Origin of the sequence: Citrobacter amalonaticus (assembly GCF_018323885.1) — a bacterium.
GTDB lineage: Bacteria > Pseudomonadota > Gammaproteobacteria > Enterobacterales > Enterobacteriaceae > Citrobacter_A > Citrobacter_A amalonaticus.
This window is the reverse complement of sequence record NZ_AP024585.1, coordinates 2,996,745-3,018,828: the sequence shown is the minus strand read 5'-3', so window position 1 is coordinate 3,018,828 and position 22,084 is coordinate 2,996,745. Positions and strand designations below refer to the sequence as shown.

Genomic DNA, 22,084 nt, shown 5'->3' with positions numbered 1-22,084 from the left:
CACGCTGTCTTTGAATTGGCGGCGTTGAAAATTAAGAGAATAACCTTAGCTTTCTGCCGCGCTGCCGTTTAGGCTTATGGCAAAATGTGGTTTTTGCTATATTTTCGCAGCCACGTCGGGCTTTAGAGGAAGAGAGAATCAACATGAAATGGCTATGTTCTGTAGGTGTCGCAGTTAGTCTGGCATTGCAACCCGCGCTGGCGGAGGAGCTGTTCGGAAACCATCCGCTGACGCCGGAAGCGCGGGACGCGTTTGTCACCCAGTTGCTGACGAAAATGACTGTCGATGAAAAGATTGGTCAGTTGCGTTTAATCAGCGTCGGTCCGGATAACCCGAAAGAAGCGATCCGCGAGATGATCAAAGACGGCCAGGTGGGGGCAATTTTTAACACCGTTACCCGTCAGGATATCCGCAAAATGCAGGATCAGGTGATGGAACTGAGCCGCCTGAAAATCCCTCTCTTTTTTGCCTACGACGTATTGCACGGCCAGCGTACCGTCTTCCCGATTAGCCTCGGACTGGCGTCCTCTTTTAACCTCGACGCGGTGAAAACCGTCGGACGCATCTCGGCGTATGAAGCCGCCGACGACGGCCTGAACATGACCTGGGCGCCGATGGTCGATGTCTCCCGCGATCCGCGCTGGGGACGCGCCTCGGAAGGCTTTGGCGAAGATACGTATCTGACCTCCATCATGGGAAAAACGATGGTGGAAGCGATGCAGGGCAAAAGCCCAGCGGATCGCTATTCGGTGATGACCAGCGTTAAGCACTTCGCCGCCTACGGCGCCGTGGAGGGCGGTAAAGAGTACAACACCGTCGACATGAGCCCGCAGCGCCTGTTTAACGACTACATGCCGCCGTACAAAGCCGGGCTGGATGCAGGCAGCGGCGCGGTGATGGTGGCGCTGAACTCATTGAACGGCACGCCAGCGACCTCTGATGCCTGGCTGCTGAAAGACATTCTGCGCGACAAGTGGGGCTTCAAAGGCATTACCGTTTCTGACCATGGTGCTATCAAAGAGCTGATTAAACACGGCACCGCCTCCGACCCGGAAGATGCCGTCCGCGTGGCGCTCAAGTCCGGCATTAACATGAGTATGAGCGACGAGTATTACAGCAAATATCTGCCAGGGCTGATCAAATCCGGCAAAGTGACGATGGCGGAGCTGGATGACGCGGCGCGGCATGTACTCAACGTGAAATATGACATGGGGCTGTTTAACGATCCGTACAGCCATCTGGGGGCAAAAGAGTCTGATCCGGTGGATACCAACGCCGAAAGCCGTCTGCACCGGAAAGAGGCGCGTGAAGTGGCGCGTGAAAGTCTGGTGCTGTTGAAAAACCGCCTCGACACGCTGCCGCTGAAAAAATCGGGGACGATTGCGGTTGTCGGCCCGCTGGCGGACAGCAAACGCGACGTGATGGGCAGTTGGTCCGCCGCAGGCGTTGCCGATCAGTCCATCACGGTGCTGACCGGTATTAAAAATGCTCTCGGTACAAAGGGTAAAGTGGTGTACGCCCATGGGGCCAACGTCACTAACGATAAAGACATTGTCACCTTCCTCAATCAGTACGAAGAGGCGGTGAAGATGGATCCGCGTTCACCTCAGGAGATGATTGATGAAGCCGTCAAGGCGGCGAAGCAGTCTGACGTAGTTGTCGCCGTAGTGGGTGAGGCGCAGGGCATGGCACATGAAGCGTCAAGCCGTACTGATATCACGCTGCCACAGAGCCAGCGCGATCTGATTACGGCCCTGAAAGCGACCGGCAAACCGCTGGTGCTGGTACTAATGAACGGTCGTCCGCTGGCATTGGTGAAAGAAGATCAACAGGCCGATGCGATTCTGGAAACCTGGTTTGCCGGTACGGAAGGCGGCAACGCGATTGCCGACGTCCTGTTTGGCGACTACAACCCGTCGGGCAAACTGCCCATGTCTTTCCCGCGTTCGGTAGGGCAGATCCCGACCTATTACAGCCACCTCAACACCGGTCGTCCGTATAACGCCGACAAGCCGAACAAATACACCTCTCGCTACTTTGACGAAGCGAACGGTCCGCTCTATCCATTTGGTTATGGTCTGAGTTACACCACGTTTGACGTTTCTGACGTGACGCTCTCTGCGCCAACCCTGAAACGCGACGGCAGCGTGACGGCAAGTGTGAAGGTGACCAACACCGGTAAGCGTGAAGGTGAGACGGTGATCCAGCTGTATGTGCAGGACGTCACGGCTTCCCTGAGCCGCCCGGTGAAAGAGCTGAAAGGCTTTAAGAAAGTGAACCTGAAATCTGGTGAAACGCAAGCCGTTAGTTTCCCGATTGATATCAATGCGTTGAAGTTCTGGAATCAGCAGATGAAGTTCGATGCCGAACCCGGCAAGTTCAACGTCTTTATCGGCGTCGATTCTGCCCGCGTGAAGCAGGGGTCGTTTGAATTGCTGTAACGGTTACAGGGGGAACTGACCAATGGGTTCCCCCTTGTTGGTCCCGTGAAAATACGGAAATGTCGGGTTAACCGAATACTTTTCGACTATGCTTTCCCCTCAAGTCGCTGAAAAAGTCGGCAAAAAGATGAGGAAAGCTTCATGACAATCTCAAAGATTTGGGCCGGTTCGCTGGCGCTGTTAGCGGCAGTGAGCTTACCCTTGCAGGCGGCGTCGCCGGTAAAGGTCGGTTCGAAAATTGACACCGAAGGCGCGCTGCTCGGCAACATCATTTTGCAGGTGCTGGAAAGCCACGGCGTCAAAACGGTCAATAAAGTCCAGTTGGGCACCACGCCGGTCGTGCGCGGCGCGATCACCTCAGGCGAACTGGATATCTACCCTGAATATACCGGTAACGGCGCGTTCTTTTTCAAAGATGAAAACGATCCGGCGTGGAAAAACGCACAAGCTGGCTTTGAGAAAGTCAAAAAACTCGATGCTGAGCAAAACAAGCTGGTCTGGTTAACGCCGGCGCCAGCCAATAATACCTGGACTATCGCGGTGCGCAGCGATGTCGCCGAAAAAAATAAACTCACCTCACTGGCCGATCTCGGGCGTTATCTGAAAGAGGGCGGTACTTTCAAACTGGCCGCCTCCGCTGAATTTATCGAGCGTGCAGACGCGCTGCCCGCTTTCGAAAAAGCCTACGATTTCAAACTCAGTCAGGATCAGTTGCTGTCGCTGGCAGGGGGTGACACCGCCGTGACCATCAAAGCGGCCGCGCAGCAAACGTCCGGCGTCAATGCCGCGATGGCCTACGGTACGGATGGTCCGGTCGCCGCGCTGGGGCTACAGACCTTAAGCGATCCTAAAGGCGTTCAGCCCATTTATGCGCCAGCGCCTGTGGTGCGTGAGGCGGTACTGAAGGAATACCCGCAGATGGCGGAATGGCTGCAACCGGTGTTTGCCAGCCTCGATGAAAAAACGTTGCAACAACTTAATGCCAGCATTGCCGTTGAAGGGTTGGACGCCAAAAAAGTGGCGGCGGACTATCTGAAACAAAAGGGATGGGTGAAGTAAACGGACTGAAAAAGGTTGGGTGACGTGTCAAAAGTCAGTATTCAGCGCGTACTGTTGCTGCTGGTTATTCTTTCAGCCGCTGCTGTCGCGCTGCCGTTTGTGAACTATGCGCCGAATCGCCTGGTATCGGGCGAGGGACGCCAGCTCTGGACGCTCTGGCCAGGTTCGGTGTCGATGCTCACCGGCGCGGGTTGCGCCATGTTGACCTTGTGCTTTGTGCCGGGAAGAAAGGGGGCCGTGTGCACGCTGGTGGTGGCGCAACTGCTGGTGATCCTGATGTTGTGGAGCGTCGGCAAGGCGGCGGCGTATCTGGCTGAAACCGGGACGCCGCTGGCGCGAACCAGTGTGGGAAGCGGTCTGTGGCTGGGGCTTGCGCTCGGATTGCTGGCCTGCAGCGATGCCATCCGGCGGATCACCGTGCAACCTCTCTGGCGCTGGGCGTTACATACGCAGATAGCGATTGTTCCCGTCCTACTCCTGTTGACGGGAACGTTCGACGATCTCTCGTTACTCAAAGAGTACGCTAACCGCCAGGATGTCTTTGATGATGCACTGGCTCAACATTTGACGCTGTTGTCAGGTACCGTATTGCCCGCGCTGGTGATTGGCATTCCCCTCGGTATCGGATGTTATTTTTTCCCGTCCCGCCAGGGACCGGTGTTTACCGTCCTTAATGTGATCCAGACCGTTCCTTCCGTTGCCCTGTTTGGCTTGTTGATTGCGCCGCTTGCCGGACTGGTAAAAGCGTTCCCCTGGCTTGCCACGGTGGGCGTGGCGGGAACCGGTTTGACCCCGGCGTTGATCGCGCTGGTGCTGTATGCGCTTCTGCCACTGGTTCGTGGCGTGGTGGCCGGGCTGAATCAGGTTCCCCGTGATGTTCTGGAAAGCGCACGCGCGATGGGCATGAGCACCGCTCAGCGTTTCCTTCACGTGCAGTTGCCGCTGGCGTTGCCGGTCTTTTTACGTAGCCTGCGGGTGGTGATGGTACAGACCGTCGGGATGGCCGTCATCGCGGCGCTGATTGGCGCTGGCGGTTTTGGCGCGCTGGTGTTTCAGGGACTGCTCAGCAGTGCCGTCGATCTGGTGCTGCTGGGGGTGATCCCGGTTATCGCGCTGGCGGTACTGATTGATGCGCTGTTTGATTTAGGGATCGCTCTGCTGAAGGTAACCCACCATGATTGAATTTAGCCACGTAAATAAAGCCTTTGGTGAGCACAACGCGGTTAGCAACCTGAACCTGCACATTCAGGAAGGCAGTTTCTCAGTACTGATTGGTACCTCGGGCTCGGGGAAATCCACGACCCTGAAAATGATTAACCGACTGGTGGAGCATGACAGCGGCAGGATCCGCTTTGCAGGCGAAGAAATCCGCAGTCTGCCGGTGCTGGAACTGCGCCGACGGATGGGCTACGCGATTCAGTCGATTGGCCTATTTCCGCACTGGACGGTGGCGCAGAACATCGCCACCGTGCCACAACTGCTGAAGTGGCCGCGTAAAAAAATTGATGAGCGGGTGGCAGAATTAATGGCGTTGCTCGGGCTGGAAGAGGGATTGCGCGAGCGCTATCCGCACCAGCTTTCCGGTGGGCAGCAGCAGCGCGTGGGCGTGGCGCGGGCGCTGGCCGCCGATCCGCAGGTACTGCTGATGGATGAACCGTTTGGCGCGCTGGATCCGGTCACGCGTGGGGCGTTGCAGCAAGAGATGACCCGTATCCACCGTTTGCTGGGGCGAACCATTGTGCTGGTGACGCACGATATTGATGAAGCGCTGCGACTGGCGGAGCATCTGGTGCTGATGGACGGCGGCGAGATAGTCCAGCAAGGGACACCGTTGGCGATGCTGACGGCCCCGACGAATGATTTTGTGCAACAGTTTTTCGGTCGCAGTGAACTGGGGGTGCGACTGCTGTCACTGCGCACCGTGGCGGACTATGTTCGCCGGGATGAGCGCATTGACGGAGAGGCGCTGACGGAAGCGATGACGCTGCGCGATGCGCTTTCAGCGTTTGTCGCGCACGGCCGCGATGTGTTACCGGTGGTCAACCGGCAGGGCATGGTTTGCGGGACACTGCATTTTCGCGATCTGCTTGTGGAGAGGGCGGTGCATGAAACGACTGCGTGATCCGCTGTGCTGGCTGATTGTTTTCTTCCTGCTGATGCTGGTGGGGTTACCGCACAGTCAGGCGATTTTCGCCAGCCTGTTTCCCGAACTTCCACGTCCGGTCTATCAGCAGGAGAGCTTTCTCGCGCTGGCGCTGGCCCATTTCTGGCTGGTGGCCGTGTCGAGCCTGTTTGCGGTGGTGATTGGTGTCGGCGCCGGGATTGTGGTGACCCGACCATGGGGAAGAGAGTTTCGTCCGCTGGTGGAGACCATTGCCGCCGTTGGACAAACCTTCCCGCCCGTCGCGGTATTGGCGATTGCGGTGCCGGTGATGGGGTTTGGTCAGCAACCGGCCATTATTGCGTTGATTCTGTACGGCGTGTTACCCATCCTCCAGGCGACGCTGGCGGGGATAGGATCGATCCCGGAAAGTGTGCGCAGCATTGCCAGTGGCATGGGAATGAGTCCGGGACAACAGTTACGCAAGGTTGAGCTGCCGCTGGCGGCACCGGTGATTCTGGCAGGTGTGCGAACGTCGGTGATTATCAATATTGGCACTGCGACTATCGCGTCGACGGTAGGTGCCAGCACGCTCGGTACACCGATTATCATTGGTCTGAGCGGGTTCAATACGGCGTATGTCATTCAGGGGGCGTTGCTGGTTGCGCTGGCGGCGATCATCGTAGACCGCCTGTTCGAACGGTTAGTGCAGCACCTTAGCCGGCACGCAAAATGAAGGTATAGCCTGCAAGCATCACGCCGCCAATACCGCCGATGGCCATGAGTAAAAAGAGGGTGATGACACCGATTTTTGCTACGCTCATGATGTTCTCCTTATGTTAACCCAGAGATTATACAGAGAAGCGTAGCTGTTAATGAATCATTAAATGCCAAGCGGGTAAATATCATGCCCTTCCGCACGCCAGGCATTCAGTTGCTGTTGCTGCGCCGATGTCTGATTTTCACCGCACCACACCAGTAAGGTGCGCCCTTCGAACAGGTCCGGGCGAAACTGGCTCAGCGAATGGGCCAGAACGTCAACCCGCCATCCCTGCTGACTGGCGACCCAGCCTTCCAGCCACAAACGCGTGGTATCGTGAATATTCCAGCCCACCACCAGCGCATCTTTCCCCTGTTTTTTTCTGGCTGAGGCGAGGCAAATGGCGACGTAATTGATCAGTACGCCATCAAGGATCCCCAGTAGCGCCAGTAGCGTCGGCTGTTGGCACTGCAATCGTCGACGTAGCGGAAGAAAAAGATGGGTGGTCAGCGTTTGCGCGGGGAAATCCTGGCCACGCTCTTTCAGCCAGACCCGCAGGTTGTGCAGATTGTTGTTTTGCAGATAGTGCAACAGGATTTCCTGTTGTTCACGCCAGCCGTTTTGCAGGTCTACGTTCTCATTGCTCAACAGCATTTTGACTTTGCTGACCTGCACCCCGTTATCTATCCAGTGCTTGATTTCGCGGATCCTGTCGATATCCGAATCATTGAACAGGCGATGCCCCCCGTCGGTACGCTGGGGTTTCAATAATCCATAACGCCGTTGCCACGCGCGAAGCGTAACGGGGTTAATATCACAAAGCAAAGCCACTTCACCTATGGTGTAAAGCGCCATTATTTTATCCTTGCTCGCGAGGTCCCAGTCTAACTTTAGTCGCTCTTTTTCGAACCAGGTAGTTTTGTCTGTTTTTTGTTCAGGTGAGGGGTGGTTTTATCAGTACACCGGTACTTTTTGTGTGATATCCCTTACTAATTACTCATTTTATGCAACAGTTCAAAGACAGATCCCGCGACTCGATGTATGTTACGCGGTTTTAGTTGATGTGTGGTCTGCAGGTATGTACGAGTTTAATCTGGTGTTGCTGCTGCTTCAGCAGATGTGCGTGTTCTTGGTTATCGCATGGCTGATGAGTAAAACTCGTTTATTCATACCATTGATGCAGGTAACCGTTCGTTTGCCGCACAAACTGCTGTGCTACGTAACCTTCTCCATTTTCTGTATCCTCGGCACCTATTTCGGTCTGCATATTGACGACTCTATCGCCAACACACGGGCAATTGGCGCGGTGATGGGCGGTCTGCTTGGCGGGCCGGTCGTGGGTGGACTGGTGGGGCTGACCGGGGGTCTGCACCGCTACTCAATGGGCGGCATGACGGCGCTCAGTTGTATGATCTCCACCATCGTGGAAGGGTTGCTGGGTGGCCTGGTGCACAGCGTGCTGACGCGGCGGGGACGCACGGATAAAGTCTTTAATCCGCTGACGGCCGGGGCGATCACATTTGTCGCCGAAATGGTACAGATGCTGATCATTTTGCTGATAGCCCGGCCGTTTGACGATGCTTACCGACTGGTCAGCAATATCGCCGCTCCCATGATGGTCACCAACACCGTCGGCGCGGCGCTGTTTATGCGTATTTTGCTCGACAAGCGGGCGATGTTTGAAAAATATACCTCTGCGTTTTCCGCTACTGCGCTGAAAGTGGCGGCCTCCACCGAGGGGATCTTGCGCCAGGGATTCAACGAAGTGAACAGCATGAAGGTGGCGCAGGTGCTGTACAAAGAACTCGATATCGGCGCGGTGGCAATTACTGACCGCGAGCGGCTGTTAGCCTTTACCGGGATTGGCGACGACCATCACCTGCCGGGCAGGCCGATCTCCTCCGGTTACACGTTGCGGGCCATCGAGACGGGCGAGGTGGTTTACGCTGACGGTAACGAAGTGCCGTATCGCTGTTCGCTGCATCCACAGTGCAAGCTCGGTTCTACGCTGGTCATTCCCTTACGCGGAGAAAACCAACGGGTGATGGGCACCATCAAACTCTATGAAGCGAAAAACCGGTTGTTCAGTTCCATTAACCGAACGCTGGGTGAGGGGATTGCTCAGCTACTTTCCGCGCAGATCCTTGCTGGACAATATGAACGTCAGAAAGCGATGTTGACGCAGTCAGAAATTAAGCTGCTGCATGCGCAGGTCAATCCGCATTTTCTGTTTAATGCGCTCAACACCATCAAAGCGGTGGCGCGTCGCGACAGTGAACAGGCGAGCCAACTGGTACAGGATCTCTCTACCTTTTTCCGTAAGAACTTAAAGCGCCCGTCGGAGATCGTCACACTGGCCGACGAAATTGAGCACGTGAATGCCTATCTGCAAATTGAGAAAGCGCGATTCCAGTCGCGGTTGCAGGTGAGTTTAAACGTGCCGGATGCGCTGGCGCATCAACAGTTGCCAGCCTTCACCCTGCAACCCATAGTCGAAAACGCCATTAAGCATGGGACATCGCAACTACTGGGCACGGGGGAGGTGTCCATCACCGCCCGTCAGGAAGGGCAGTATTTGATGCTGGATATTGAAGATAACGCCGGGTTGTATCAGCCCTCCGCGAACGTCAGCGGTCTGGGCATGAATCTGGTGGATAAACGCCTGCGTGAACGGTTTGGCGATGATTATGGTATTAGCGTCGTCTGCGAACCGGATTGCTTTACCCGAATAACCCTACGACTGCCCCTGGAGGAGACGCATGATTAAAGTGCTGATTGTGGATGATGAACCGTTAGCGCGGGAAAATCTGCGGATCCTGTTACAGGAAAAAATTGATATCGAGATCGTTGGCGAGTGCGCCAACGCCGTAGAAGCGATTGGCGCGGTGCATCGACTGCATCCGGACGTGCTGTTTCTGGATATTCAAATGCCGCGTATCAGCGGGCTGGAAATGGTGGGTATGCTCGACCCGGAGCATCGGCCGTATATTGTTTTTCTGACCGCTTTTGACGAATACGCAATTAAAGCCTTTGAAGAACACGCTTTTGATTATCTGCTTAAACCGATAGAAGAGGCGCGGCTGGAGAAAACCCTTAGCCGCCTGCGCCAGGAGCGGAGCAAACAGGACGTATCGGTATTGCCGGAAAACCAACAGTCGCTGAAGTTTATCCCCTGTAGCGGCCATAGCCGGATCTATCTGCTGCAAATGGATGATGTCGCTTTCGTCAGCAGTCGCATGAGCGGTGTTTATGTCACCAGCAGCGACGGCAAAGAAGGCTTTACTGAACTGACGCTCAGAACGCTGGAAAGCCGCACGCCATTGCTGCGCTGTCATCGTCAATATCTGGTTAACATGGCGCAGTTACAGGAAATTCGTCTGGAAGATAACGGTCAGGCGGAACTGATACTGCGTAATGGGTTAACTGTTCCGGTCAGTCGCCGCTATCTGAAAAGTTTGAAAGAGGCGATTGGCCTGTAAAACTGATACACTGCGCGCCATTGCATTATCGACAGTTGAAGGCTCTATGCTAAGTAACGATATTCTTCGTAGCCTGCGCTACGCCCTGAAAGCCAATAATAACGACATGGTGCGCATTCTTGCGCTGGCCGACATGGAATCCACCTCTGCGGGTTTCGACACCTGGATGACCAGGGAAGATGAAGAGGGGTTTGTCCGCTGCCCGGATATTATCCTCTCCGGATTCCTGAACGGCCTGATTTACGAGAAGCGTGGCAAAGATGAGTCAGCGCCTGAACTGGCGCTTGAGCGTCGGGTGAACAACAATACGGTGCTGAAAAAGCTGCGTATCGCTTTTTCACTGAAAACGGATGATATTCAGGCGATTATGACCCAGCAGAACGTTCGCGTTTCAATGCCGGAAATCACCGCCATGATGCGTTCTCCGGATCATAAAAACTACCGCGAGTGTGGTGATCAGTTTATGCGTTATTTCCTGCGCGGATTGACGGCGCGTCTGCACGGCAATAAAGGCTGATAGAAAGCGACGACCCGGCTGGATGCCAGGTCGTCGTCGTTTGATTATTTCACTTCTTTAAAGCCAGCGGTTTCCAGCATTTTCTGGCTCTGTTTCATGCTAATGCCGTTGCTTGGGTCACCCGAGAATTGCGTACCCATCACGCCCTGCAGCTTTTTAAAGTCAACTTTTTCCATGTCAACAGAAACGGTTTCTTCCGCGTAGCCATCCTTATAGGTCAGCTTCTCTTCCACGCCAGGAATGTTTTGATATTTTTCGCTGATCGGATCGAGGATTTTCGCCGCATCTTCTTTGGTTTTTACCCCGATAGAGGCGTAGTTGATTTTGTTCTCTGAGGTCTGCTTAATGACTTTGTCACCCTTGTAGGTATAGGTCATTACGATCTCAGTGCCATTGACGTCCGCTTTGAATGTTTTGCTTTCTTCCTTGTCGCCACATCCTGCCAGAGAGAAAACGAGAACTGACGCAAAAACGACCGAAAAAAACGTATTTAATGCTTTCATGTAAAACTCCATTTTATTAAACGTCTGCTGCTCAAAAATAAACCTTGCAGGGTATGTATACCAGAAATGAGGCAGGAGAGGGGAAAATGGCTACTGAATATGTCTGATAATGATCATTGAAAAATCTGAAATCATGCGAGTTATTGCCTGGATTAATATGACGCAAAAGAAAAAGCGCCGTGAGAGCGGCGCTTTAGAGAGGCTTATTTAACCTGGTGTCCAGGCTTTGCGCCTTCATCCGGGGTCAGCAGGAAGATGTCTGTCCCGCCAGGACCTGCGGCCATCACCATCCCTTCTGAGATGCCAAAGCGCATTTTACGCGGCGCCAGGTTTGCCACCATGACCGTATGACGACCAATCAGCACCTGCGGGTCCGGATAAGCAGAGCGAATGCCGGAGAAGACGTTACGCTTCTCGCCGCCCAAATCCAGCGTCAGGCGCAGCAGTTTATCGGAGCCATCAACGAATTCAGCGTTTTCAATCAACGCTACGCGCAGATCGACTTTCGCGAAATCGTCAAAGGTAATGGTTTCCTGAATCGGGAAGTCCGCCAGTGGGCCGGTTACCGGAGCTGCCATAGCTTTCACCTCTTCTTTAGAGGCTTCCACCAGCGCTTCCACCTGCTTCATATCGATACGGTTATACAGAGCTTTGAAAGTATTGACCTTATGGCCCAGAAGCGGTTGCGCAATAGCATCCCAACGCAGTTCGCTGTTCAGGAATGCTTCAACGCGCTCGCTCAGCGTCGGCAGCACCGGCTTCAGGTACGTCATCAGCACGCGGAACAGGTTGATGCCCATCGAGCAGATCGCCTGCAGATCGGCGTCGCGACCTTCCTGTTTCGCCACCACCCACGGCGCCTGTTCGTCAACATAGCGGTTCGCGACATCCGCCAGCGCCATGATTTCACGGATCGCTTTGCCGAACTCACGGCTTTCCCACGCCTCGCCAATCACAGCCGCTGCATCGGTAAAGGTTTTATACAGCGCAGGGTCAGCCAGTTCAGCCGCCAGTACACCATCGAAACGTTTGTTGATAAAGCCAGCGTTACGGGAGGCGAGGTTAACCACCTTGTTGACGATATCGGCGTTTACGCGCTGGACGAAGTCTTCCAGATTCAGGTCGATATCATCAATGCGCGAAGAGAGCTTCGCAGTGTAGTAGTAACGCAGGCTGTCTGCATCAAAATGGTTCAGCCAGGTGCTGGCCTTAATAAACGTGCCGCGGGATTTGGACATCTTCGCGCCGTTGACCGTGACATAACCATGCACGAACAGGTTCGTCGGTTTACGGAAGTTGCTGCCTTCCAGCATGGCAGGCCAGAACAGGCTATGGAAATAGACGATATCTTTGCCGATGAAGTGATACAGTTCGGCAGTAGAATCTTTCTTCCAGTATTCGTCGAAGCTGACGGTATCGCCGCGCTTATCGCACAGGTTTTTGAATGAGCCCATGTAGCCGATTGGCGCATCCAGCCAGACATAGAAATATTTGCCCGGCGCATTCGGGATTTCAAAACCAAAGTAAGGGGCATCGCGGGAGATATCCCACTGCTGCAGGCCGGATTCAAACCATTCCTGCATTTTGTTCGCCACCTGCTCCTGCAGCGCGCCGCTACGGGTCCACGCCTGTAGCATTTCGCTGAACGAGGGCAGGTCAAAGAAGAAGTGTTCGGAGTCACGCATCACCGGCGTCGCGCCAGAGACCACAGACTTCGGCTCGATCAGCTCCGTCGGGCTATAGGTCGCGCCGCACACTTCGCAGTTGTCGCCATACTGATCCGGTGATTTACATTTCGGGCAGGTGCCTTTCACAAAACGATCCGGCAGGAACATACCTTTTTCCGGATCGTAGAGCTGAGAAATGGTGCGGTTCTTAATAAAACCGTTCTCTTTCAGACGGGTATAGATGAGCTCAGACAACTCCCGGTTCTCGTCGCTGTGCGTGGAGTGGTAGTTGTCATAGCTGATGTTGAACCCGGCGAAATCCGTCTGGTGCTCCTGACTCATTTCACCAATCATCTGCTCCGGGGTGATGCCAAGCTGCTGTGCTTTCAGCATGATCGGCGTGCCGTGGGCGTCGTCGGCGCAGATGAAGTTGACCTCGTTGCCGCGCATTCGTTGGTAACGGACCCAGACATCAGCCTGGATGTGCTCCAGCATATGGCCGAGGTGGATTGAGCCGTTGGCGTACGGCAGCGCGCACGTTACCAGAATTTTCTTCGCGACTTGAGTCATAGTAGATGTTACTTCTTCTCTGTTGAAAGGGGGTTCTGATGTTACCTGAAAGGGAATAACTACGCCAAGAATTAAGGGCATCAAACCACAAATGAATAATTGTTACCGCTGGAGTACACTACCTCACTACAATTGACCTTTTCAGAACAACAAAAAGGAGTCGGGATGAACGCACAATCCCAGGCCAAATCACCAGAAACCCTGCGCGCCATGGTCGCCGGGACGCTGGCGAATTTTCAGCACCCCACCCTGAAGCATAACCTGACGACACTTAAAGCGTTACACCACGTCGCCTGGATGGATGACACGCTGCACGTTGAACTGGTCATGCCGTTCGTCTGGCACAGTGCCTTTGAGGTGTTAAAAGAGCAATGTAGCGCTGATCTGCTGCGAATTACCGGGGCGAAGGCGATCGACTGGAAGCTTTCTCACAACATCGCCACCCTGAAGCGCGTGAAAAATCAGCCGGGCGTGAACGGCGTGAAGAACATTATCGCCGTCAGCTCCGGCAAAGGCGGCGTCGGTAAATCGTCGACTGCGGTAAACCTGGCGCTGGCATTAGCGGCAGAAGGGGCGAAAGTAGGGATTCTGGACGCCGACATTTATGGTCCGTCGATCCCAACTATGCTGGGGGCGGAAAACCAGCGCCCAACCTCGCCGGATGGTACCCATATGGCACCGATCATGTCTCACGGGCTGGCGACGAACTCCATCGGTTATCTGGTCACTGATGATAACGCGATGGTGTGGCGTGGGCCGATGGCCAGTAAAGCGCTGATGCAGATGCTACAAGAGACGCTGTGGCCGGATCTGGATTACCTCGTGCTGGACATGCCGCCGGGTACTGGTGATATCCAGCTGACGCTGGCACAAAACATCCCGGTCACGGGGGCCGTTGTGGTGACCACGCCGCAGGATATTGCGTTGATTGACGCTAAAAAAGGCATTGTCATGTTCGAAAAAGTCGAGGTGCCGGTGCTGGGCATTGTCGAAAACATGAGCATGCATATCTGCAGCAACTGCGGTCATCATGAGCCGATCTTTGGTACCGGTGGCGCGCAAAAACTGGCTGAGCAGTATCACACGCAACTGTTGGGACAAATGCCGTTGCATATTAGTCTGCGTGAAGATCTCGATCGCGGGACGCCAACCGTGGTCAGCCGTCCGGACAGTGATTTCACCGTAATGTATCGCGAACTGGCGGGACGTGTTGCCGCACAGCTTTACTGGCAGGGTGAAGTCATCCCCGGCGAAATTGCCTTTCGCGCCGTCTGATTTCGGCTAATCGGTTTTATTCTTTCTATTCACCGCATTGATTTTATATCGGTGTGGTGAATATCTAATTTGAATAACGCTATCTGAGTTATGCAGAGCCACTGAATAACGTGGGCGTTCTTCTTAAATCTGACCGTCTGTGCGGGGTTATCCTGATGACCTTAACGATAAAATAAGCGTTGGATTCCCCCTCAGCCCGAGGGGGGCGAACCTCAACGATGATAGAAAATCTCGCCGTCGTAAGCTTTAATAATTTTACCGTCAGCGTCATTGATCAGCACATAGGCACCGCCCATGTAGGTCCAGTGTGTCCCGGCATCTGGCGCAGGTAAATTACGCAGATTCCACTGTTTGATGGTGTACTCGTCAGTGCGATACATCTCTGGCACCGTATCGCCAGGCTTGAAGTGGGTAAAGTCGGCGATGAAACCACTGAGTTCATATTGATCAATCCCCTTCGCGGGGACGGCTGTAGCTGGTGCGGCCCAGACCGCGCTGGATGCGAGCAGCAGCGCGCCTACCACCAATTTATTCTTCATACTTCTACGCTCTCCACTGTTAGGACCCTCAAAATCAGTCGTGTATCTTTCCCGGCCTTCATGATAACTGACAAGCGCGGGTTTGTTAGATTCCCGAAAAATTCGTAAAAAATGTAAAATTTATTAGTCTGACATGTACTATAGAAGAAAATCGCCAAATACGGGGAGAGGGGCGATGCCTTTCGGAACACAGGCTAACAGTGGATTAGCCCCATATGCAAAAATGCAGACGTTCAGCGTACATCACGCCTGCAATAAAACCCGCACTGATAATAAGGGTGTGCAGGAAAAAATGAAAAATAATTAACTTCACTATCCGGAGGCTCATTTTTAAATACGTATTACAGACGATGTTGTTGAGAATTGTCTAGCTATAACAATTAATTAATGTCAACATATAAACAGATTGAAATAAAACTATGGATTATTCCTGAATTGTCAATATTGATAAAGATCATGGAAAACACGCTGAATAGCTATTAAGAATCATCGTTTTGATGACATTAGTCTTTTGTATTTGTTACGTTAATTAATTGCAAATTTGAAGACGGAGAATAACTATTTTCTTCGGATTTATCCTGGTGTCATGCATCCTCTAAGTTATTTGATCTTAATTTCCCTAAATTATATTGACAGATGAAAGCGGCCTAAATATTCTGCGCACTAAATAGTGATATAAAAACACGCTGCTTTTGCAGGGTGATATTATTTTGTTAATTAATGATGGTGATGGCAGTGATGAAACAGTTAACTATAAAAAAGGCGGTATTTTCGCTTTTGGTTGTCAGTATTCTGTCCGGCTGTGTGTCGGAAGAGCAGCGCCTGGCGCGCTGTGAAGCCAAAGGCGTCAGTCGTGATGTCTGCTATCAGGTAGAACAGTCTAATCAACAGATGATTATCAATAACGCGGAGCAAAACGCGTATGTGAATGCACGTGAAGCGGTAAAGCAACACGCTCAGGCGGCAAAGAAAAAAAACATATATCACTTTGAAGGCATGGAAATTAAAAAGGTGAGCACCGGGCTTGATATTGATGGAGCTCATGCTGCGGTTATCGAGAAAGAGGAAAAAGCGACAGTCTATCAACAAGGGTTGCACTATTTTGTCGTGTACACCAACGGACGGTTAGCCGTGCTGAACGAACAGAGACAGTTTTTGGGGTGGGCGAAATGAGAAATTATCTGTTAGCGCTTATTCCGCTAACGTCCTTTTCCGCAGATGCTTCTGATATTGCGCAGGCACAACAAGCCGTTGCTCATGCCCAACCAATGGTTGACGCGGTATAAGAGGATATTGCCGCCGTGCGGGTGGCGGCTTTCACTATTGATGTTCAGGCTGAACAGGTAAATGCAGAGTAGCGAAAGGGTTACAAATCGGGGCAGTGAGGGTATCATCACGCGAGTGACCTGACCGTCACGCAGAAAAATTTCGTTAATGACTCGGGGTGCCCCTTTTCACGAAGGGCTGAGAAATACCCGTACCACCTGATCTGGATAATGCCAGCGTAGGGAAGTCAGACACTGCTCGTGTCCCTTCTTCGCGCGGGCAGGAGCGTAACCATGCAGCCTGACCTGCACAGCCGCGAACATGCGGTTCGTACCTTACAAGATTTTCGTACCCTTTCTCCGTTAACACATTGTATGACCAATGACGTCGTGCAGAGTTTTACCGCCAATACGCTACTGGCGCTGGGGGCTTCTCCGGCGATGGTGATTGAGCCCGAAGAAGCTCGCCAGTTTGCAGCCCTTGCCAGCGCGTTGCTCATCAACGTCGGCACGTTGACACAACCGCGTGCACATGCAATGCGGGCGGCGGTTGAGCAGGCAAACAGCGCCAAAACTCCATGGACACTGGACCCGGTTGCCGTAGGCGCGCTTGAATACCGTCGCCGTTTCTGCCTAGAACTCCTTGCCTTAACACCGGCTGCCATTCGCGGTAACGCCTCTGAGATCCTGGCGTTAGCCGGTGAAAGCGCTGGCGGGCGTGGAGTGGATGCTACCGACCCGGTTGCAACGGCTCTGCCGGCGGCGCAGATTCTGGCACGCCACACCGGCGCTGTTGTGGTAGTCACCGGCGAAGTGGATTACATCACCGACGGCGAGCGCACTCTGAGCGTCACCGGCGGCGATCCGCTGATGACGAAAGTCGTGGGCACTGGCTGTGCGCTTTCTGCCGTGGTCGCCGCCAGCTGCGCGCTACCCGGAAACCGGATCGAAAACATCGCGTCCGCCTGTGGATGGATGAAACTGGCAGGACAGCACGCCAGCAAAATCTGTCACGGACCCGGCAGTTTTCTTCCGGCCTTTCTTGATGCGCTCTACACCCTGGATGCGGAGGTCGCAGCATGAAGCGGATTAACGCACTGACCATTGCCGGTACCGATCCCAGCGGCGGCGCCGGTATTCAGGCCGATCTGAAAACCTTCTCGGCGCTCGGCGCTTACGGCTGTGCGGTAATTACCGCGCTGGTGGCGCAGAATACACGCGGCGTGCAGTCGGTGTATCGCATTGAACCGGATTTTGTCGCCGCCCAGCTTGATTCGGTGTTCAGCGATGTGCGCATCGATACCACCAAAATCGGTATGCTGGCGGAAACCGATATCGTTGAGGCGGTGGCGGAGCGACTGGAACGCCATCAGGTGCAGAATGTCGTACTCGACACAGTCATGCTGGCGAAAAGTGGCGATCCGTTATTGTCGACTTCCGCCGTTGAGACATTGCGCAGGCGACTGTTGCCACAGGTTTCACTCATTACGCCCAATCTGCCTGAAGCGGCAGCGCTGCTGGATTGCCCGCACGCACGAACAGAACAAGAGATGCTGGAACAGGGGCGGGCGTTGCTGGCGATGGGCTGTGACGCAGTGTTGATGAAAGGCGGTCATCTGGACGATGAACAAAGTCCTGACTGGCTCTTTACAGCGACCGGTGAGCAGCGCTTTACCGCACCGCGGGTGATGACCAAAAACACGCACGGCACCGGATGTACGCTCTCTGCGGCGCTGGCCGCGCTGCGTCCACGGCATGCTGACTGGGCCGGGACAGTGCAGGAGGCGAAAGTCTGGCTGTCGGCGGCGCTCGCGCAGGCTGACACACTGGAGGTTGGACACGGCATCGGGCCGGTTCATCATTTCCACGCGTATTGGTAGCGTATATACTGGCAGCAGACTGGCTGTCAGGAAAAAGACTCATGGAACAAGCGCATACTCAACTTATCGCGCAACTGAACGAACGTATTTCAGCGGTGGATAATACCCCGCTGTATATCAAGTTTGCCGAAACGGTGAAAAATGCCGTGCGCAGTGGTGTGATTGCGCATGGCAACATTTTGCCTGGCGAACGCGATCTCAGTCAGTTAACGGGCGTTTCGCGCATCACGGTGCGCAAAGCGATGCAGGCGCTGGAAGAAGAAGGCGTGGTGACGCGTGCTCGCGGCTACGGCACGCAGATCAACAACATCTTTGAATATTCGCTGAAAGAGGCGCGTGGGTTTTCTCAACAGGTGGTGCTGCGCGGGAAAAAACCGGACACCTTATGGGTCAACAAACGGGTGGTTAAGTGTCCGGAAGAGGTGGCGCAACAGCTGGCGATTGCCGCCGGCAGCGATGTGTTTCTGCTTAAGCGCATCCGCTACGTTGATGAGGACGCGGTTTCTATCGAGGAGTCGTGGGTACCCGCGCATCTTATTCATGATGCCGATGAAATTGGCATATCGCTGTACGACTATTTCCGCAGCCAGCATATCCATCCCCAGCGCACGCGCTCACGGGTGAGTGCAAAGATGCCGGATGCTGAATTCCAGTCGCATATCCAGATGGACAGCAAAGTGCCGGTGCTGGTGATCAAACAGGTAGCGCTTGACCAACAGCAGCGGCCCATCGAGTACAGCATCAGCTACTGCCGAAGCGATTTATACGTCTTTGTGTGCGAGGAGTAACTCCTCGCGAAACGGCGCACAGTCACCGCCGCGATGTCCTACCACCCACGATGCCACGGCGTTGCCGAGCAGCACGGCATCCGCCAGCGACCAGCCCGACGCCAGCCCGGCCAGCATGCCGCCCGCGTGGCTGTCACCGGCGCCAATCGTGTCAACGACCGTTGTCGGGAAGGCGGGTACGCATCCGGAAGATTGCGCGCTGAAGTACCAGGCGCCTTCTTTGTCATGGCGCACGATTAACGGCGCAGAAAATTGCTTCACCCATTGCGCACCTAAGTCTTCCACATCCTGGCTGAGACCAAACCGCTCCGCCGCGATTTCGGCTTCCTGACGATTGAGCGACACCAGAGGGCGACAAGCCAGAATGCGTGACATCAGTGCATCAGGAATATCGCCAATGCGCGGGCCAAAATCGATAAACGGCATAACGCGATCCAGCCCTTCCAGCCACTGCACCAACAGCTCGCCGCAGGGTGAGGAGAGTTGATAGCCCGAAAGATAAATCAGGCTGTCAGGTGGGATGGTGAGCTGGGCCAGCCAGTCGGTATTCCACTGGTTCTCCACGCCGCTGAATGACATAAACGTGCGCTCGCCATCCGGTTCGACCAGCGCAAGGCACCAGCCGTTATCACCTTGTGTGGTCTTGATGAGGCTGTGTAACCCTTCTTTCGCCATCCGGTTACGAATGATCTCCGCCCATACTCCCTGGCCCAGCGGCAGGGCGTTACCGGCATCAATACCCAGCCGTTTCAGCGCCACGGCGATGTTCAGCGCGCAGCCGCCGACGTTAACGCCTTGCTGTTTGAGTTCAATGTCACACCCGCGCCAGGGCAGGGCATAGGCATCAGCGATGACATCGATGACCGCCGCGCCGATAACCGTGACCGGATGGCGGGTCGTTAACCCCGGCAACAGTTCGGCTAAACGTGAAGTGTTCATGACGCCTCCCGACGTTGGCGCAGACGAGCAAGCGCCGTCGCATAGCGGCTGAAATCGAGCTGATTGACCGTATCCAGCTCTTGTTTCCATACCGGGTTGATGGCACCTATACCCTGCAACGCGCCGCAAATGGCCGTTGCCATTGCTCCAATGGTATCGGTATCGCCGCCGAGGTTGGCACACAAAATGGCGCAGCGATTGGGATCCGTTTGCGCCAGTTCGACCATCGCGATGGCGCAGGCCACCGATTCTATCGTGCTGGTTCCGGCGCCAATCACTTGATACAACTGTTCGCTGGCCGCTTCGGCTCCGTCAGCATTACGCACAATTTTCAGCGCCATCTCCAGACGCGCACAAAGCGATGCGCTGAACGTAGTAATGCGCTTTTGCTGGGCGTGCAGGGCGATGGCGGGAAGCGAGTCAACAATTGCGGCCCAGGAATCACCCTCAATCGCCCGTGAAATCGCCCATGCCACCACCACCGCACCGGCGATAGCCAGATCGGATTTGTGCGTCGGGCTGGAGGCCAGCGCGATATCCTCAATAAACGCATCCAGATCGCGGGCGGGCAGCAGGCATCCCAATGGCGATACGCGCATGGCCGCGCCGTTGGTGACGCCGTTATTCTCCAGTTCTGCTACCGGTTTCCCGTCGCGAATCGCGTTCAGGGCGATTTTCGACGTCGGCCCGAGAACGTTTTTATTGAAGGCGTCAAAGCGCAACGCCCAGTCGAGAATGTTCCGTCCAATCAGGTCCGGGTCGATCTCGCCGTCGCGTTCCAGCAGAGCATCCGCCAGACAGAGCGCCATTGAGGTATCGTCGGTAAATTCTGCGCGGCCAAAATAACAGGCCGCATTATTTTCTTTTGGGCCCGGCAGAAAGCGGTCAATCCAGCCAAAGTGTGCTTTGACGCGGGTTCTTGGCCACAGTTCTGACGGCATACCCATCGCATCCCCTAACGCCTGCCCGTAAAGAGCACCGAGAATACGTTCTGCTTTCATTTTACTTCCCCTTGTGTCAACGCAGTCTCGCGAACTTCAATAGCGGTAATTTCTTTGTCCGATTCGCGAAAGAAAATCATGAATAGTAGGGCTATCACGGCGATCATCACCGCCCCGAATGTCCACATGCCCGCCCAGTTGAAGGTCAGGCCATTGACCGGCTCCGGATAAGCAAACATTTTTTCCATCATCACGCCGCCGAGACGGTAGCCCAGCAGGCTGCCGAAGCCCTGACAGCAGAGCGTAATCAACCCCTGTGCGGCGGTACGCATATGCACTGGCGCTTTTTTATCGACGTAGATGTATGCCGTCACGTAATAAAAGTCATAGCTCACGCCGTGCAGCAAAATACCGAGGAACAGCAGGGCATAGGTGAAATATTCGTCTGCGCTGCCGTAGATGAAAAAGCCGTAGCGGATCGCCGCGGTGATAAGACCAAGTAGCAATACCTTCTTAATACCAAAGCGTTTCGTAAAGAAAGGCAGCGCCAGCATAAAGAAGATTTCGGAGAACTGACCGAGGGTCATCCAGCCGGTGGCGTTTTTCATCCCCACTTCGGTCAGATACCCATTGGCGAAGATGTAATAGAACGCCAGTGGCATCGCGAAAAGGAACGAGCAGAAGAAAAAGACGAGGAAGTTTTTATCACGCAGCAGGATCAGCGCATCCAGGCCCAGCATGACTTTGACGTCCATCTTGCCGGTGCTTTTCGGCGGGGTATCCGGCAGAAAGAAGGCAAACACACCCAGCAGCGCAGAGCTGGCCGCCGTCACCAGCAGCGGGATGTTGGTTGGCGAGATGTCATTATAGCCCAGCATCTGTGGCAGGAATCCACAGGCGAGACCAGAGGCAATCCAGCCGATGGTGCCCATTACGCGGATGCGCGGGAAGTCACGCTCCACGTCCGGCACGTTAGCAAACGCGATGCTGTTGGTCAGCGCAATGGTTGGCATATAGGTGAGCGAATAGGCCAGCAGCAGCGGGAAGAATCCACCGAACGTCGTCTGCTGAGCGGCAAAATACATCAGTACCGCACCGGCGAACATCAGTACTGCCAGCACTTTTTGCGCCGAGAAGAAACGGTCGGTCAGCGAGCCCACGAGGATCGGCGACAGAATTGCGGCGATCGCCGTACAGGCATAAGACCAGCCAATCTCACCGGCGGTAAAACCACTTTTACTCAACCAGAGCCAGAGCGGAACAAACCAGGCTCCCCAGATAAACCATTCAACGAACATCATGAACGACAGTTTCACTGTAGTTTTCATCTTTAAATCCTTCATGACAGGTAAGGTACGTC

21 protein-coding genes and 1 riboswitch are annotated in these 22,084 nt (G+C 54.4%); of the genes, 13 read left to right on the top strand and 8 right to left on the bottom strand.

Going from position 1 to position 22,084, the window contains the following annotated elements:
• Positions 1 to 143 precede the first annotated feature (143 nt).
• From bglX to KI228_RS14360, 5 genes are all read left to right on the top strand, one after another.
• Positions 144 to 2,441, top strand: coding sequence for a beta-glucosidase BglX (bglX, locus tag KI228_RS14380; RefSeq protein ID WP_141227595.1), 2,298 nt, complete (start codon positions 144 to 146; stop codon positions 2,439 to 2,441).
• Between the two features lie 141 nt (positions 2,442 to 2,582).
• Positions 2,583 to 3,500: a glycine betaine ABC transporter substrate-binding protein OsmF gene (gene osmF / locus KI228_RS14375; RefSeq protein ID WP_044258663.1), complete on the top strand. Its 918-nt coding sequence runs from the start codon at positions 2,583 to 2,585 to the stop codon at positions 3,498 to 3,500.
• Between the two features lie 15 nt (positions 3,501 to 3,515).
• Positions 3,516 to 4,682 (top strand): ABC transporter permease, encoded by a 1,167-nt coding sequence (locus tag KI228_RS14370; protein WP_061069866.1) that lies wholly within the window; start codon positions 3,516 to 3,518, stop codon positions 4,680 to 4,682.
• On the top strand, positions 4,675 to 5,622 hold the full coding sequence (locus tag KI228_RS14365; protein WP_061069867.1) for an ABC transporter ATP-binding protein: 948 nt from the start codon (positions 4,675 to 4,677) through the stop codon (positions 5,620 to 5,622). The genes KI228_RS14370 and KI228_RS14365 overlap by 8 nt, the downstream gene beginning before the upstream one ends.
• Entirely contained in the window at positions 5,606 to 6,337 is a 732-nt protein-coding gene (locus KI228_RS14360; protein ID WP_044266120.1) for an ABC transporter permease, read from the top strand. The genes KI228_RS14365 and KI228_RS14360 overlap by 17 nt, the downstream gene beginning before the upstream one ends.
• Here the strand turns inward: KI228_RS14360 and KI228_RS14355 are convergent.
• Both KI228_RS14355 and mlrA read right to left on the bottom strand, forming a co-directional pair.
• Positions 6,318 to 6,425: a protein YohO gene (locus KI228_RS14355; RefSeq protein WP_042318015.1), complete on the bottom strand. Its 108-nt coding sequence runs from the start codon at positions 6,423 to 6,425 to the stop codon at positions 6,318 to 6,320. The genes KI228_RS14360 and KI228_RS14355 overlap by 20 nt on opposite strands.
• A gap of 59 nt (positions 6,426 to 6,484) precedes the next feature.
• Entirely contained in the window at positions 6,485 to 7,216 is a 732-nt protein-coding gene (gene mlrA, locus KI228_RS14350; protein WP_043000151.1) for an HTH-type transcriptional regulator MlrA, read from the bottom strand.
• A 223-nt stretch (positions 7,217 to 7,439) separates the two neighbouring features.
• Here mlrA and KI228_RS14345 point away from each other — a divergent pair, with 223 nt between their 5' ends.
• The 3 genes from KI228_RS14345 to KI228_RS14335 are packed head-to-tail and all read left to right on the top strand — an operon-like array spanning position 7,440 to position 10,357.
• Positions 7,440 to 9,128, top strand: coding sequence for a sensor histidine kinase (locus KI228_RS14345; protein ID WP_141227594.1), 1,689 nt, complete (start codon positions 7,440 to 7,442; stop codon positions 9,126 to 9,128).
• Positions 9,121 to 9,840 (top strand): two-component system response regulator BtsR, encoded by a 720-nt coding sequence (btsR, locus tag KI228_RS14340; protein ID WP_141227593.1) that lies wholly within the window; start codon positions 9,121 to 9,123, stop codon positions 9,838 to 9,840. The genes KI228_RS14345 and btsR overlap by 8 nt, the downstream gene beginning before the upstream one ends.
• Before the next feature lie 46 nt (positions 9,841 to 9,886).
• Positions 9,887 to 10,357 (top strand): YehS family protein, encoded by a 471-nt coding sequence (locus KI228_RS14335; protein WP_043001885.1) that lies wholly within the window; start codon positions 9,887 to 9,889, stop codon positions 10,355 to 10,357.
• 44 nt (positions 10,358 to 10,401) lie between these two features.
• Here KI228_RS14335 and KI228_RS14330 read toward each other — a convergent pair whose 3' ends face one another.
• Complete coding sequence (locus KI228_RS14330; protein ID WP_043000154.1) at positions 10,402 to 10,860, bottom strand: YehR family lipoprotein; 459 nt, start codon at positions 10,858 to 10,860, stop codon at positions 10,402 to 10,404.
• A gap of 203 nt (positions 10,861 to 11,063) precedes the next feature.
• Positions 11,064 to 13,097, bottom strand: coding sequence for a methionine--tRNA ligase (gene metG, locus KI228_RS14325; RefSeq protein WP_061069868.1), 2,034 nt, complete (start codon positions 13,095 to 13,097; stop codon positions 11,064 to 11,066).
• Between the two features lie 165 nt (positions 13,098 to 13,262).
• Between metG and apbC the strand changes: the two genes are divergently transcribed.
• Positions 13,263 to 14,372, top strand: coding sequence for an iron-sulfur cluster carrier protein ApbC (gene apbC / locus KI228_RS14320; protein WP_043000156.1), 1,110 nt, complete (start codon positions 13,263 to 13,265; stop codon positions 14,370 to 14,372).
• A 212-nt stretch (positions 14,373 to 14,584) separates the two neighbouring features.
• Here apbC and rcnB read toward each other — a convergent pair whose 3' ends face one another.
• On the bottom strand, positions 14,585 to 14,911 hold the full coding sequence (rcnB, locus tag KI228_RS14315; protein WP_043000157.1) for a Ni(II)/Co(II) efflux transporter accessory subunit RcnB: 327 nt from the start codon (positions 14,909 to 14,911) through the stop codon (positions 14,585 to 14,587).
• Between the two features lie 738 nt (positions 14,912 to 15,649).
• On the opposite strand from rcnB, the gene KI228_RS14310 reads away from it, so the two are divergent.
• From KI228_RS14310 to KI228_RS14295, 4 genes are all read left to right on the top strand, one after another.
• Positions 15,650 to 16,084, top strand: a complete 435-nt coding sequence (locus KI228_RS14310) for a hypothetical protein (RefSeq protein ID WP_044258744.1) — start codon at positions 15,650 to 15,652, stop codon at positions 16,082 to 16,084.
• Between the two features lie 257 nt (positions 16,085 to 16,341).
• Positions 16,342 to 16,439: riboswitch (TPP riboswitch) on the top strand.
• Positions 16,440 to 16,470: 31 nt separating this feature from the next.
• Positions 16,471 to 17,259 (top strand): hydroxyethylthiazole kinase, encoded by a 789-nt coding sequence (gene thiM, locus KI228_RS14305; protein ID WP_043000158.1) that lies wholly within the window; start codon positions 16,471 to 16,473, stop codon positions 17,257 to 17,259.
• The gene (gene thiD, locus KI228_RS14300; protein ID WP_054176013.1) at positions 17,256 to 18,056 is read left to right on the top strand and encodes a bifunctional hydroxymethylpyrimidine kinase/phosphomethylpyrimidine kinase; all 801 of its coding nucleotides are present in this window, start codon (positions 17,256 to 17,258) and stop codon (positions 18,054 to 18,056) included. Before thiM ends, thiD begins: the two co-directional genes overlap by 4 nt.
• A gap of 41 nt (positions 18,057 to 18,097) precedes the next feature.
• Positions 18,098 to 18,844 (top strand): GntR family transcriptional regulator, encoded by a 747-nt coding sequence (locus tag KI228_RS14295; protein ID WP_043000160.1) that lies wholly within the window; start codon positions 18,098 to 18,100, stop codon positions 18,842 to 18,844.
• Here KI228_RS14295 and KI228_RS14290 read toward each other — a convergent pair.
• The 3 genes from KI228_RS14290 to KI228_RS14280 are packed head-to-tail and all read right to left on the bottom strand — an operon-like array spanning position 18,818 to position 22,052.
• Positions 18,818 to 19,783, bottom strand: coding sequence for a carbohydrate kinase family protein (locus KI228_RS14290; RefSeq protein ID WP_061069869.1), 966 nt, complete (start codon positions 19,781 to 19,783; stop codon positions 18,818 to 18,820). The genes KI228_RS14295 and KI228_RS14290 overlap by 27 nt on opposite strands.
• Complete coding sequence (locus tag KI228_RS14285) at positions 19,780 to 20,784, bottom strand: ADP-ribosylglycohydrolase family protein (protein WP_061069870.1); 1,005 nt, start codon at positions 20,782 to 20,784, stop codon at positions 19,780 to 19,782. The genes KI228_RS14290 and KI228_RS14285 overlap by 4 nt, the downstream gene beginning before the upstream one ends.
• Entirely contained in the window at positions 20,781 to 22,052 is a 1,272-nt protein-coding gene (locus tag KI228_RS14280) for a nucleoside permease (RefSeq protein ID WP_044258683.1), read from the bottom strand. The genes KI228_RS14285 and KI228_RS14280 overlap by 4 nt, the downstream gene beginning before the upstream one ends.
• Positions 22,053 to 22,084 lie beyond the last annotated feature (32 nt).

Excerpts from the sequence above, each read along its gene's own strand:
- KI228_RS14285 (WP_061069870.1), bottom strand. The coding sequence starts at position 20,784 with ATGAAAGCAGAACGTATTCTCGGTGCTCTTTACGGGCAGGCGTTAGGG.
- btsR (WP_141227593.1), top strand. The coding sequence starts at position 9,121 with ATGATTAAAGTGCTGATTGTGGATGATGAACCGTTAGCGCGGGAAAAT.
- rcnB (WP_043000157.1), bottom strand. The coding sequence starts at position 14,911 with ATGAAGAATAAATTGGTGGTAGGCGCGCTGCTGCTCGCATCCAGCGCG.
- KI228_RS14365 (WP_061069867.1), top strand. The coding sequence starts at position 4,675 with ATGATTGAATTTAGCCACGTAAATAAAGCCTTTGGTGAGCACAACGCG.
- KI228_RS14345 (WP_141227594.1), top strand. The coding sequence starts at position 7,440 with ATGTACGAGTTTAATCTGGTGTTGCTGCTGCTTCAGCAGATGTGCGTG.
- thiM (WP_043000158.1), top strand. The coding sequence starts at position 16,471 with ATGCAGCCTGACCTGCACAGCCGCGAACATGCGGTTCGTACCTTACAA.
- KI228_RS14360 (WP_044266120.1), top strand. The coding sequence starts at position 5,606 with ATGAAACGACTGCGTGATCCGCTGTGCTGGCTGATTGTTTTCTTCCTG.
- mlrA (WP_043000151.1), bottom strand. The coding sequence starts at position 7,216 with ATGGCGCTTTACACCATAGGTGAAGTGGCTTTGCTTTGTGATATTAAC.
- KI228_RS14280 (WP_044258683.1), bottom strand. The coding sequence starts at position 22,052 with ATGAAAACTACAGTGAAACTGTCGTTCATGATGTTCGTTGAATGGTTT.
- KI228_RS14310 (WP_044258744.1), top strand. The coding sequence starts at position 15,650 with ATGAAACAGTTAACTATAAAAAAGGCGGTATTTTCGCTTTTGGTTGTC.
- KI228_RS14335 (WP_043001885.1), top strand. The coding sequence starts at position 9,887 with ATGCTAAGTAACGATATTCTTCGTAGCCTGCGCTACGCCCTGAAAGCC.
- thiD (WP_054176013.1), top strand. The coding sequence starts at position 17,256 with ATGAAGCGGATTAACGCACTGACCATTGCCGGTACCGATCCCAGCGGC.
- apbC (WP_043000156.1), top strand. The coding sequence starts at position 13,263 with ATGAACGCACAATCCCAGGCCAAATCACCAGAAACCCTGCGCGCCATG.
- osmF (WP_044258663.1), top strand. The coding sequence starts at position 2,583 with ATGACAATCTCAAAGATTTGGGCCGGTTCGCTGGCGCTGTTAGCGGCA.
- metG (WP_061069868.1), bottom strand. The coding sequence starts at position 13,097 with ATGACTCAAGTCGCGAAGAAAATTCTGGTAACGTGCGCGCTGCCGTAC.
- KI228_RS14295 (WP_043000160.1), top strand. The coding sequence starts at position 18,098 with ATGGAACAAGCGCATACTCAACTTATCGCGCAACTGAACGAACGTATT.
- KI228_RS14355 (WP_042318015.1), bottom strand. The coding sequence starts at position 6,425 with ATGAGCGTAGCAAAAATCGGTGTCATCACCCTCTTTTTACTCATGGCC.
- bglX (WP_141227595.1), top strand. The coding sequence starts at position 144 with ATGAAATGGCTATGTTCTGTAGGTGTCGCAGTTAGTCTGGCATTGCAA.
- KI228_RS14290 (WP_061069869.1), bottom strand. The coding sequence starts at position 19,783 with ATGAACACTTCACGTTTAGCCGAACTGTTGCCGGGGTTAACGACCCGC.
- KI228_RS14330 (WP_043000154.1), bottom strand. The coding sequence starts at position 10,860 with ATGAAAGCATTAAATACGTTTTTTTCGGTCGTTTTTGCGTCAGTTCTC.